We start from the raw sequence: 11,801 nt of genomic DNA, 5'->3' as shown, positions 1-11,801 counted from the left end.
TTCTTCATTCCTGCCCGGGGGTTCGTTCCTGCTGCTCCTGCAGCTGCCGCCAGAGCTCCGCAGCGTCGGGGAAATCGGTGCCATCCTCGTCGCCGAGTGCATCCGGGTCGTAGCGCCGCACGCAGCCTTCACCGAGCGTCGGCGGCGCCTTGGACGTGGCCTTATCCAACGGATCGCTCATTGCCACTCCCCTCGCCGGCACCGCGTTCATGCTGGGCGAATTCCTTGACCGCCCTGAGCACGTCGTGCCGGCTGATCTGTCCGACCAGGCGACCGTCCTCGATCACCGGCATGCGCCGACGCCGCCCGCGCAGGAAACGCTCCGACAACTCGATGATGTCCGCCTCGGGGGTCACCGTCTCGACCTGGGTGGTCATGTACGAGCTGACGGTGCCGCCGATGGCTTCGTAATAGGCGCCGGAGAGGATGCCACGCAGGCAGTCGCTCTCCGACAACAGCCCGATCAGGTGCCCTTGCGAATCGACCACCGGCGCCCCGGAAATACGGTGCTCCAGCAGCCGGTTGATGGCGGTGAACAGATCGGTATCCGACCTGAAGGTCACCAGCCGCCGAGTCATATAGTCACGAACCTTGATGGACTTGAGCATGGCCGTTCTCCTCTGACATGCACCGGGCCGGCCCATGCGACAAGATCAGTCGAAAACCACCGTCTTGTTGTCGTGAACCAGCACTCGGTCTTCCAAGTGATAGCGTAGCCCACGCGACAGCACCATCTTCTCCACGTCCTTGCCCAGACGCACCATTTCCTCGATATCGTCGCGGTGGCTGACGCGCACGACGTCCTGCTCGATGATCGGCCCGGCATCCAGTTCTTCGGTCACGTAGTGGGACGTCGCGCCGATCAGCTTCACGCCACGCAGCGAGGCCTGGTGGTAGGGCTTGGCGCCGACGAAGGACGGCAGGAAGCTGTGGTGGATATTGATCACGCGCTGCGCGTATTCGGTGCACAGTGCCGGCGGCAGGATCTGCATGTAGCGCGCCAGAACGATGACGTCGGCCTGATGCTCCTTGACCAGACGCTCCACCTCGGCGAAGGCCGGCGCCTTGTCCCTGGCATCGACCGGCACATGGAAATAGGGAATGCCGTGCCACTCGACCATGCTGCGCAGGTCGTCATGGTTGGCGATCACGCAGGGGATGTCGCAATCCAGCTCGTTGCTGTGCCAACGGTGCAGCAGGTCGGCCAGGCAATGCGATTCGCGGCTGGCCATCAGCACCACGCGCTTCTTCTGCGCCGAATCGGTGACACGCCACTCCATGGAGAACTCGCGTGCGATGGGCGCGAAGGCCTGCTTGAAACCCTCCAGGTCGAACGGCAGGGAGTCGGCACGAATCTCGTGGCGCATGAAGAACCAGCCACTCTGCGTATCGGAGTGATGGCTCGCTTCGGTAATCCAGCCGTTGTAGGTCGCGAGGAAATTACTGACTTTGGCAACGATGCCGACGCGGTCAGGGCAGGAAATGATCAATCTGAAGGTACGCATAACTAAAACCCCAAGGACGGCGCAAAAGGCGGCCATTCTAACGGCAAGCCTGAAAAACTGCAGTAGCAGCGCGGCTGACGGCGCATTGAATACAGGCGCTGCAAGCGCGCAAGAATCGGCGCACTGCCAAGCGGGAAACTTGGAAAACTCCGGAAATAGGCAAACTGAACTAAGCGCGACGACACGGGAAGTTTCAGCACAACTCGGTTATTTCACCCCCCGCTGTTTACTTGCTATAAGTGCACGCCTATTATTCACTCACTGTTGACCCTTACAGATAATTCACGCCAAGGTAATGCCCATGTCGCTGATCAACGAATACCGCAACATCGAAGAAAACATCAAAGAGCTGCAAGAACGCCTGAAGAACATGTCGCAAGACGACAAGCTGAAGAAAGAGCTGGAGTTCGAAGGCAAGCTGCGCACCCTGATGGGCGAATACCAGAAGTCGCTGCGCGACATCATTGCCCTGCTCGACCCGGAAGCCAAAGTTGGCAAGAGCACGCGTGCGGCCAAACCTGTAGCCACCAAGCGTGCGCGCAAGGTCAAGCAGTACAAGAACCCGCACAGCGGCGAAGTGATCGAAACCAAAGGCGGCAACCACAAGACCCTGAAAGAGTGGAAAGCCAAGTGGGGCGCTGACGTCGTGGAAGGTTGGGCCACCCTGCTGGGTTGATGCTTTCCCGCAGCGCAAAACGCCAGCCATGCTGGCGTTTTTTATTGCCGTCCGTTTGTAGAAACTGACCGGGCAAACAGCTTTAGGCAATTATCGCCGACCGGCGAAAAGTTCCCGCAACATGAGCGCCGGCACAGCCACCGCGTATACCTCCGCGCAATAAACCGCCCCGCTGCCAGCCGACAACTGGCGCCCCGGTTCAACAGCTCCCAGGCACTTGCATGGCCTCACGCCAGGCGCGCCTGCACCGCCTGCGCATGAGCCTGCCACTGCTGCAGAAGTTGCAGTTGCTGCGCATTGCAATCTTGACTCAGCTGTTCGAGCGCGGCGTGAAACTGCGCCAGGGTATTGGGGGCACCGAATTGTGGATCGGTCAGACGCTGCCTGCAGAACTCCAGCCAACGCTGCTGTTCGGCGGAACTCAGGCTACCGGGGAAGTTGCGCGCGCGATAACGGAACAGCAGTTCCGGCAGGCGTATATCGTCGAATGGCCATTTATCGCTGGCCAGTGCCTCGGGCGATGCATTACGCACCTGTTCGCACAAACGACGATCACGGTCGCCAATGAAGCCATCGTACAGCTGTTGTTCAGGATCGGAACTGCCGGCAAAGGCTTCTTCGCGATAGACATCGGCAAGTTTCGCCTGCCAGGACGCCTGTGTGTCCTTCAATGTCTGCACGTTACGCTCGCAGGCGGGCCAGTCCAGCTGCAGCCGCTGCCGGTCCGACTCACGCAGTACCGACAGCGGCGCCACCACCGGACAGCGGTTGATGTGCAACAACTTCAAGGGCACCGGCGCCTCACCCTCTGCCAGGTCCTCACGGCGCGTGTACAGGCGCTCGCGCAGCGTATCGGCGTCCAGCTCGAGCAAGGGTGCAGGGTCGGCCTGCAGGTCGCAGACGATCAGCGCGTTGCGGTTGCGCGGGTGCCAGGCCAGCGGCAGCACCGGCGCCAGGTAGTGACGCGCGGCGGAAAAACGCCCGGAGACATGCACCAGCGGCTGCAACAGGCGCACCTGATCCAGCACCCGCTGCTTGCTGCGCAACTGGTACAGGAAGTCATACAGCCGTGGCTGGCGCTCGCGCAGCAGGCGCGCCAGGCCGATGGTCGCGCGCACGTCGGAGAGCGCGTCGTGGGCCTGGCCATGGTCGATGCCGTTGGCCTGGGTCAGCCTCTCCAGCTTGAGCGATACGCGCCCGGCCTCCTCCGGCCACTCGATCCCCTCGGGGCGCAGCGCATAGGCGGTGCGCACCAGATCGATCAGGTCCCAGCGGCTGTTGCCACTCTGCCACTCCCGCGCATAGGGGTCGAAGAAGTTGCGGTAGAGGCTGTAGCGCGTCACCTCGTCGTCGAAGCGCAGGCTGTTGTAGCCGGCGCCACAGGTGCCCGGCGCCGCGAGCGCGGCATGCACCCGCGTCATGAACTCGCCTTCGTCGAGCCCCAGCTGCTGCAGGCGTTGCGGATCGATGCCGGTGACCAGGCAGGCCGCCGGATGCGGCAGGATGTCATCGCTGGGCCGACAGTAGATGTTCAGCGGTTCGCCGATCTCGTTGAGTGCTTCATCGGTACGAATGCCCGCCACCTGCAACGGGCGGTCGCAACGCGGATTGATCCCGGTGGTTTCGTAGTCGTACCAGAAGATGCTGGCAGTCATGGGCGGCTTCCCTCCGAGGCAAATGTGCCGGGAGTCTACCATTCGCGTCCGGGCGCACCGAGCCGGGCGAAGCATGAACCAGCGCACAGCCATCGCATCCGCGTGCGCCTACCTCTTGTAAGGCGCGCGCCCTTGCCACTAGGATTACCGCCCCCTTCCCACTCAACGACAAGGATGCTGACATGAGTGAAGCAACCACCCCCAATCCCTATGCCGCTCCGGCCAGTGACCTGCAGCCATCCACCCAGGGTGGTACGCCAAGCATCGAAGAGGCGCTGGCGCGCGGTTACGACTTCAGCATCGGCGACCTGCTGAGCGAATCCTGGAACCGGGTCAAAGGCACCAAGGGCATCATCATCGGCGGCTTCGTGGTGTTCTACGTGGTCCTGCTGGCAGCGACCTTCATCCTCGGTGGCGTGGTCGGCATCTTCACCGCCCTGAGCGAGAACATGCTGGTGATGATCGTCGGCGAAATCCTCATCTCGCTGCTGGCCTCGGCGCTGGCCTATCCGTTCATGGCCGGCATCAACATGGTCGGCATCCGCCGCGCCGCCGACCAGCCGCTGAGCTTCAACGAAATCTTCAGCCACTTCGGCCGCACCGTGCCGCTGATCATCACCGCCGTGGTGATGATGCTGATGATCTACCTCGGCATGTTCCTGCTGCTGATCCCGGGCATCTACCTGGCGGTGGCCTACCTGCTGGCGATCCCGCTGGTGGTCGAGCGTGGCCTGTCCCCGTGGCAAGCACTGGAAACCTCGCGCAAGGCCATCACGCAGCACTGGTTCAAGGTCTTCGGCCTGTTCATCGTGCTCGGCCTGATCGTCATGGTCAGCGCCATCCCGCTGGGCATCGGCCTGATCTGGAGCATCCCGCTGATGGTGGTCGCCATGGGCGTGCTGTACCGCACCATTTTCGGCGTGCTGCCTGCCGCCCAGTAAATCGATGCCCCGGACCCGCCACGCGGGTCCGGTTGCGTTCGTGGCCCGCCGCTCGCTAGCATCGGGCTTTCCCTGATACCCTCCGCCGATGCCCTTACGCTCAAGCGCAAGCCTTCCGTCTGACCAGCCTCCCCTGGACACCCGCTATCAGGTCGAAACGCCGGAAGGCATCGATCTGCATCTGCGTCCGGCCGGGCTGGTGCCTCGCGCCCTGGCATTCGCCATCGACCTGGCCATCCGCGGCCTGATCCTGGGCGTGACCTTCATCGTGCTGGGGCTGCTCGGCCAGTTCGGCATGGGCCTGGGCACCATCCTGCTGTTCCTGGTCACCTGGTGGTACATGGTGCTGTTCGAGGTGCTCAACCAGGGCCGCTCGCCCGGCAAGCAGATGTTCGGTCTGCGCGTGGTACACGATGACGGCACGCCGATCGGCTGGGCCGCCTCGCTGACCCGCAACCTGCTGCGCTTCGTCGACCTGCTGCCGTTCGGCTACACCCTGGGCATTCTCAGCTGCCTGAATCACCCGGCCTTCAAGCGTCTCGGCGACATCGCCGCCGGCACCCTGGTGGTCTACCGTGACGCGCCGCTGAGCAAGCCGCAGCTGCCCGATGTGGAGCCGCTGCCGGCACCGTTCCCGCTGACGCTCAACGAGCAACGTGCACTGCTCGGCTTTGCCGAGCGTGGCGAGCAGTTGTCCGCGGCGCGCCGGGCCGAACTCGCGACGCTGCTGGCCGAACCGTTGCAGGTGCCCGCCGAGCAGGCGGAGCCGCAATTGAATGGCATCGCCCGTGGCTTGCTGGGGAGCACGCCATGAAACAGAGTCTGTTCGAGAACCGCCACCAGAGCGACTGGGAGGCTTTCGCCGGCCAGCTCGACGCGCTCGAGCGTGGCAAAGCCGAGGCTCAGGCCTGCACCCGCTTCGCCGCCGACTACCGGCAGCTCTGCCAGCACCTGGCCCTGGCCCAGGCGCGTGGCTACAGCAGCCACCTGATCGATCAGTTGCAGCAACTGGCCATGCGCGGCCACCAGCAGTTCTATCGCCACCGCAGCCAGCTGGGCGCGCAGATCATCCGCTTCCTGTTCGGCGGCTTTCCGCGCCTGGTACGCAGCGAATGGCGCAGCGTGTGCGTGGCCAGCCTGCTGTTCTTCGGCAGCCTGGGGCTGATGGGGCTGCTGACCTACCTCTACCCGGAGCTGATCTACAGCCTGGTCAGCCCCGATCAGGTCAGCAACATGGAACACATGTACGACCCCGATGCCCGTCGCCTCGGCCGCTTCAGCGAGCGTGGCTCCGGCGATGACTGGATGATGTTCGGCTTCTACATCATGAACAACATCGGCATCGCCTTTCAGACCTTCGCCAGCGGCCTGCTGCTTGGCCTGGGCAGCCTGTTCTTCCTGCTCTTCAACGGCCTGATGATCGGCGGCGTGGCCGGCCACCTGACCCGTATCGGCTACGGCGAGCCGTTCTGGTCGTTCGTCATCGGTCATGGCGCGTTCGAGCTGACCGCCATCGCCCTGGCCGGAGCCGCCGGCCTCAAGCTCGGCTGGGCCCTGCTGGCCCCCGGGCGCCTGCCCCGTGGCGAGGCACTTCGCCTGGCGGCCGGCAAGGCGATACAGCTGGTCTGCGGGGTGATCCTGTTTCTCCTGGTGGCCGCCTTCATCGAGGCCTTCTGGTCGTCCACCACCTTCGCCAGCCCCGACATCAAGTACGCCGTCGGCAGCGGCCTGTGGCTGCTGGTGCTGAGTTACCTGCTGCTGGGCGGACGGAGACAGCATGCGCCTGACTGAAGCCAGCGTCGCCATTCGCCCGCGCAGCGCCTGGGAGGCCATGGACCTCGGCGTGCTGCTCGCGCGCCGCCACGCCGGCCTGCTGATGGCCAGCTGGGCGCTGGTCACCCTGCCCCTGTTCGCCCTGCTCTGCGCCGTGCTGTGGCAGTACCCGGGCTGGGCGGTATTCCTGTTCTGGTGGCTCAAGCCCGCCTACGAGCGCCTGCCGCTGTACATCCTCTCGCACGCCCTGTTCGGCAATACCCCCTCGCTGAAACAGGCCCTGCGCGCCCTGCCCGGACTGCTGCGCCCGCAACTGCTGGCCAGCCTGACCTGGCGCCGACTGAGCCCGACGCGCAGCTTCGACCTGCCGGTGCTGCAACTCGAAGGGCTGTCCGGCAAGGCGCGCGGCCAGCGTCTGGTGGTTCTTGGCCAGCGCGACAGCGCCGCGGCCACCTGGCTGACCCTGGTCGGCATGCACCTGGAGCTTGCCCTGTGGATGGGGCTGATCGTGCTGTTCTACATGATGCTGCCGCAGCAGGTGGAGCTGAACTGGAGCTGGGAAAGCGTCATCGCCGCCAGCAGCGGTGAGTGGCTGTGGCTCGAACACCTCTCTAACCTGCTCTATGTCCTGCTGCTGATCGTCTGGGAGCCGGTGTACGTGGCCTGTGGTTTCACCCTCTACCTCAATCGCCGCACGGCACTGGAAGCCTGGGACATCGAACTGACCTTCCGCCGCCTGCGCCAGCGCCTGACCGGCAGCACCTATGCCGTGCTGCTGGGTTGCGCGCTGCTGCTGACGCAACTGCCGGGCAACGCCTGGGCCGACACGCCGCCCGCCGCCAGCGAAACGGTCGATGCCCAGGGCCCCGACGCGCCACGCCTGCTGCACCAACCGCTGACCAGCCAGGCGGCTCGCGACGACATCGAAGCGCTGCTCGACGAACCGCCGTTCCAGCATCGCGAGACCGTCACCCGCTGGCGCCTGGGTGAGGAGAAATCCGCCGAGGAGGCCGACCCGGAAGACGCGAAAGCCCTGCTGCAGATGATCGAGAACCTGTTCAAGCTGAGCGAATGGTGGAAGAGCCTGGATATCGTCGCGCAGGTATTCGAAGTGCTGCTGTGGGCTGCCCTGGCGGGCCTGCTGGCCTACATCCTGTGGCGCTACCGCGAATGGCTGCAGGCCTTCGGTGAACGCCTGGGCCTGCCCAGCCGCCGCAAGGTGGAGGTGCCGAGGCAGCTGTTCGGCCTGGAACTGGCCCCGGAAAGCCTGCCCGACGATGTCGCCAGCGAGGCCGAACGCCTCTGGGCCGAGCAGCCACGTGCTGCCCTCGGCCTGCTCTACCGCGCCCTGCTCAGCCGCCTGCTGCATCAACACCGCCTGCCCTTGAAGCAGTCGCATACCGAAGGCGAAGTACTGCAACTGGTCGTCGCGCTCCAGCAGCAGGAACTGGAAGCCTACAGCCGCCTGCTGACCCTGCACTGGCAGGCGCTGGCCTACGGGCATCGAACGCCTGCCGAGGCGCTGCGGCCAAACCTCTGCCAGGGCTGGCGCGACCTGTTCGGCACGGAGCAACCCGCATGAGCCGGCGCGTCGGTTTCGCCCTTGGCGCGAGCCTGCTGCTGGTGGTCGGCCTGCTGGCCATCTACCTGCTGGGCAAGCTGGAATCCTACGAGGAAGTGGTCGAGCACGGGCCAGCGCCGGAAGTGGCCAGCAGCCCCTACCTCGCGGCCGAGCACTTCCTGCGCCGACGGGGCATCGCGGTCGTGCGCGCCGACGGCCTGGACGTGCTCAACGGACTGCCCAGCGAAGGCCAGACCCTGATGCTGCTGACCGACCGCAACGACATGACGCCACGCCAGGTCGAGCATCTGCTGCAGTGGACGGCCAACGGCGGTCACCTGCTGTTCATCGCCGAACGCCTGTGGGACGAAGAGGAAGGCAAGAGCGGCGATCTGCTGCTCGACCTGCTCGGCATCCAGCAATACATGAGCGACGAGCTGGACGAGGAAGAGGAAGAAGCCGCCGATGCGGACGAGGAACACGACGACAGCGATGCCTATCCCGAGCTGACCAAGCTCTACCTGGAGAATGAAGAGGCGCCGGCCTACATCGCCTTCGACACCGACTACCACCTGTACGACGCACAGAACCGCGCCCACGCCTGGGCCAACAGCGACGCGGCCACGCACCTGCTGCAGCTGTATCACGGCGACGGCCTGATCACCGTGCTCAGTGATCCGTGGATCTGGCAGAACCGCAACATCGACGAATACGATCACGCCTGGCTGCTCTGGTACCTCAGCCAGGACAGCGCGGTAACCCTGGTCTACCACGCCGACAGCGATGGCCTGGCCAGGCTCCTGCTGCGCCACTTCCCCCTGGCCCTGGTCCTGCTCGCCCTGCTGATCGCAGCCGGGCTCTGGCACGTGGGCATGCGCCACGGGCCGCTGCAGGCACCTGCCAGCCGCGCGCGGCGCCAGCTCGAAGAGCACCTGCGCGGCAGCGCCGACTTCCTCCTGCGCCACGGCGGCCAGCAGAGCCTGCTCAAGCACCTGCAACAGGACATCAATCGCCGAGCCCGACGCCGCTACCCCGGCTTCGAGAAACTCGCCGTCGCCGAACAGTGGCAGGTGCTCGGTCGCCTGACCCGGCTGCCCGCCAGGGAAATCAGCCAGGCCATGCGCCCGCTGCCACCACAACGCCTTTCCGCCAGCGACTTCACCCGCCAGGTCGCCCACCTGCAAACCCTCAGGAATGCCCTATGAGTGAACAGACGCCCGATACCGACAACCTTCCGCCGCAGGCCGCCGCTCCCGCCGCGCCGGCCGCCGCCCCAGGCAACCCGCAGGTGCAGCAGCGCCAGCGTGCCAGCCAGCTGGCCCAGGCCCTGCGCGCCGAATTGCGCAAGGCGGTGATCGGCCAGAGCGCGGTGATCGACGACGTGCTCACGGCGCTGATCGCGGGCGGTCACGTGCTGGTCGAAGGCGTCCCCGGCCTGGGCAAGACCCTGCTGGTGCGGGCCCTGGCCCGCTGCTTCGGCGGCGAGTTCGCGCGCATCCAGTTCACCCCGGACCTGATGCCCAGTGACGTCACCGGCCACGCCGTGTATGACATGCAGAGCGAGCAGTTCAAGCTGCGCAAGGGCCCGGTGTTCACCAACCTGCTGCTCGCCGACGAGATCAACCGGGCACCGGCCAAGACCCAGGCCGCCCTGCTCGAAGTGATGCAGGAGCGCCAGGTGACCCTCGAAGGGCGCGCCCTGCCCGTGCAGCTGCCGTTCATGGTGCTGGCGACCATGAACCCGATCGAGCAGGAAGGCACCTACCCGCTGCCGGAAGCCGAGCTCGACCGCTTCATGCTCAAACTGCGCATGGACTATCCGGAGCAGGACGAAGAGCTGAACATGGTGCGCCAGGTGACCCGCTCGGCCAAGGCCGACATGCTCGAGGTCAGCCCGCTGCGTACGCTGCTGCAGGCCAAGGACGTGCAGGCCCTGCAGAAGATCGCCAGCGACCTGCCGCTCGACGATCAGGTCCTCGACTACGCCGTGCGCCTGGCGCGGGCCACCCGCAGCTGGCCTGGCCTGGCCATGGGCGCCGGGCCACGCGCCTCCATCGCCCTGGTACGCGGCGCCCGCGCCCGTGCCCTGCTGCGTGGCGGCGACTTCGTCCTGCCCGATGACATCAAGGGCTGCGCGCTGGCCGTGCTGCGCCATCGCGTGCGCCTGGCCCCGGAGCTGGACATCGAGGGGCTGTCGGTGGACCAGGTGCTGCAACAACTGCTCGATCAGGTGCCGGCTCCTCGCCTATGAAACCCTCGCGCCTGCTCCTCGGGCTACTCGCCGGCCTGTTCGCCGCCGCGGTGCTCCTCGGCGCCTTGCCCCTGCTCGGCGTCGACCTCGCGCAGAGCCTGCTCCCCATGGCCTGGGGCCTGGCGCTGGCGCTGTCGGCGATCGCGATCATCGACGGCTTCTGGCTGCGTCAGCGCCCCTCGCCGCGACTGCAGCGCGAACTGCCGGGCAACCTGCCGCTCGGCCGCTGGAGCGAGGTGCAGCTGACCGCCCACCACGACTTCACCCAGGCGCTGGAGATCGAGGTGTTCGATCATGTCCCCGAGGGCATGGCATTCGAGCACCTGCCGCAGCTCATCAGCCTGCATCCCGGCCAGCAGACGCGCGTCAGCTACCGTCTCAAGCCGCTGGTACGCGGTCACTTCCACTTCGCCCGCTGCGAGCTGCTGCTGCCCAGCCCGCTGCGCCTGTGGCAGGCCAGGCGCGTGCTGCAGCTCGAGGGTGAAAGCCGCGTCTACCCCGACTTCGCCCGCCTCTACGGCGCGCAACTCAAGGCAGTGGACGACTGGCTCAGCCAGCTCGGCGTGCGCCAGCGTCCCCGTCGCGGCCTGGGCCTGGAGTTCCATCAGCTGCGCGAGTTTCGCGACGGCGACACCCTGCGCCAGATCGACTGGAAGGCCACCGCACGCAAGCGCACCCCCATCGCCCGCGAGTATCAGGACGAACGTGATCAGCAGATCGTCTTCCTGCTCGACTGCGGCCGCCGCATGCGCAGCCAGGACGACGAGCTGTCGCACTTCGACCACGCCCTCAATGCCTGCCTGCTGCTGAGCTACGTGGCCCTGCGCCAGGGTGACGCCGTCGGCCTGGCGACCTTCGCCAGTCAGCAGCCGCGCTACCTGGCCCCGGTCAAGGGACCGGCGCAGCTGAACGTGCTGCTCAACGCCGTCTACGACCTGGAAACCAGCCAGTTGCCGGCCGACTTCAGCGCGGCGGCGGACCTGCTGCTGGCCCGCCAGCGTCGTCGCTCGCTGGTGGTGGTGGTGACCAACCTGCGCGACGAAGACGACCACGAACTGCTCGCCGCCGTGCGTCGCCTGTCGCGCCAGCACCGGGTACTGATCGCCAGCCTGCGCGAGGAAGCGCTGGACCGCCTGCGCCAGACGCCGGTGGAGCAGTTCGACCAGGCCATCGCCTACTGCGGCACGCTGGACTATCTCAACGCCCGCGCCGACCTGCACGAACGCCTCGCCGCGCACGACGTGCCGGTGCTCGACGCCCGTCCGGGAGAACTGGGGCCGGAACTGGTCAGCAGCTACCTGGCCTGGAAGAAAGCCGGCGCACTTTAGTCGCCCGGGACGGTCCAACGCGCTGACGCAAAGGCCCTGGCATCGGCTTTCCCACACAGATGTTGCGTGGTTATGGCCGAGACCGGGTGCTATCATCGCGAGTCTGCGGCG

12 protein-coding genes are annotated in these 11,801 nt (G+C 65.9%); 8 read left to right on the top strand and 4 right to left on the bottom strand.

The features are described from left to right. Positions 1 to 4: 4 nt before the first annotated feature. Genes EPK82_RS24795 through purU form a run of 3 tightly spaced genes read right to left on the bottom strand, consistent with a single transcriptional unit; the run spans position 5 to position 1,505 of the window. A complete protein-coding gene (locus tag EPK82_RS24795) occupies positions 5 to 181 on the bottom strand; it encodes a hypothetical protein (RefSeq protein WP_167494362.1) in 177 nt (58 codons plus the stop codon). Next, positions 162 to 608 carry a CBS domain-containing protein gene (locus EPK82_RS15360; RefSeq protein ID WP_037049210.1) on the bottom strand — a complete coding sequence of 149 codons (447 nt, stop codon included), beginning with the start codon at positions 606 to 608 and terminating at the stop codon, positions 162 to 164. The genes EPK82_RS24795 and EPK82_RS15360 overlap by 20 nt, the downstream gene beginning before the upstream one ends. Before the next feature lie 45 nt (positions 609 to 653). Then, positions 654 to 1,505, bottom strand: a complete 852-nt coding sequence (purU, locus tag EPK82_RS15355) for a formyltetrahydrofolate deformylase (RefSeq protein ID WP_134677102.1) — start codon at positions 1,503 to 1,505, stop codon at positions 654 to 656. 301 nt (positions 1,506 to 1,806) lie between these two features. On the opposite strand from purU, the gene mvaT reads away from it, so the two are divergent. Continuing rightward, positions 1,807 to 2,181 (top strand): histone-like nucleoid-structuring protein MvaT, encoded by a 375-nt coding sequence (gene mvaT, locus EPK82_RS15350; RefSeq protein WP_037049221.1) that lies wholly within the window; start codon positions 1,807 to 1,809, stop codon positions 2,179 to 2,181. Between the two features lie 227 nt (positions 2,182 to 2,408). Here mvaT and sbcB read toward each other — a convergent pair whose 3' ends face one another. Next, positions 2,409 to 3,836: an exodeoxyribonuclease I gene (sbcB, locus tag EPK82_RS15345; RefSeq protein WP_134677101.1), complete on the bottom strand. Its 1,428-nt coding sequence runs from the start codon at positions 3,834 to 3,836 to the stop codon at positions 2,409 to 2,411. A 182-nt stretch (positions 3,837 to 4,018) separates the two neighbouring features. On the opposite strand from sbcB, the gene EPK82_RS15340 reads away from it, so the two are divergent. The 7 genes from EPK82_RS15340 to EPK82_RS15310 all read left to right on the top strand — a co-directional run bounded on the left by EPK82_RS15340 (position 4,019) and on the right by EPK82_RS15310 (position 11,690). Then, positions 4,019 to 4,777, top strand: a complete 759-nt coding sequence (locus tag EPK82_RS15340) for a hypothetical protein (RefSeq protein ID WP_134677100.1) — start codon at positions 4,019 to 4,021, stop codon at positions 4,775 to 4,777. Positions 4,778 to 4,865: 88 nt separating this feature from the next. After that, a complete protein-coding gene (locus tag EPK82_RS15335; protein WP_134677099.1) occupies positions 4,866 to 5,591 on the top strand; it encodes an RDD family protein in 726 nt (241 codons plus the stop codon). Next, a complete protein-coding gene (locus EPK82_RS15330) occupies positions 5,588 to 6,568 on the top strand; it encodes a stage II sporulation protein M (RefSeq protein ID WP_134677098.1) in 981 nt (326 codons plus the stop codon). Before EPK82_RS15335 ends, EPK82_RS15330 begins: the two co-directional genes overlap by 4 nt. Next, entirely contained in the window at positions 6,555 to 8,132 is a 1,578-nt protein-coding gene (locus tag EPK82_RS15325; protein WP_134677097.1) for a DUF4129 domain-containing protein, read from the top strand. The genes EPK82_RS15330 and EPK82_RS15325 overlap by 14 nt, the downstream gene beginning before the upstream one ends. Then, positions 8,129 to 9,316 (top strand): DUF4350 domain-containing protein, encoded by a 1,188-nt coding sequence (locus tag EPK82_RS15320; RefSeq protein WP_037049233.1) that lies wholly within the window; start codon positions 8,129 to 8,131, stop codon positions 9,314 to 9,316. The genes EPK82_RS15325 and EPK82_RS15320 overlap by 4 nt, the downstream gene beginning before the upstream one ends. Further along, positions 9,313 to 10,362, top strand: coding sequence for an AAA family ATPase (locus EPK82_RS15315; RefSeq protein WP_037049236.1), 1,050 nt, complete (start codon positions 9,313 to 9,315; stop codon positions 10,360 to 10,362). Before EPK82_RS15320 ends, EPK82_RS15315 begins: the two co-directional genes overlap by 4 nt. Then, positions 10,359 to 11,690 (top strand): DUF58 domain-containing protein, encoded by a 1,332-nt coding sequence (locus EPK82_RS15310; protein WP_134677096.1) that lies wholly within the window; start codon positions 10,359 to 10,361, stop codon positions 11,688 to 11,690. Before EPK82_RS15315 ends, EPK82_RS15310 begins: the two co-directional genes overlap by 4 nt. Positions 11,691 to 11,801: the final 111 nt, after the last annotated feature.

The sequence above is a fragment of the Ectopseudomonas khazarica genome, from assembly GCF_004521985.1.
In the GTDB taxonomy this organism is placed as follows: domain Bacteria; phylum Pseudomonadota; class Gammaproteobacteria; order Pseudomonadales; family Pseudomonadaceae; genus Aquipseudomonas; species Aquipseudomonas khazarica.
The sequence above is the reverse complement of the archived record's forward strand: the minus strand, read 5'-3'. Positions and strand labels throughout refer to the sequence as shown.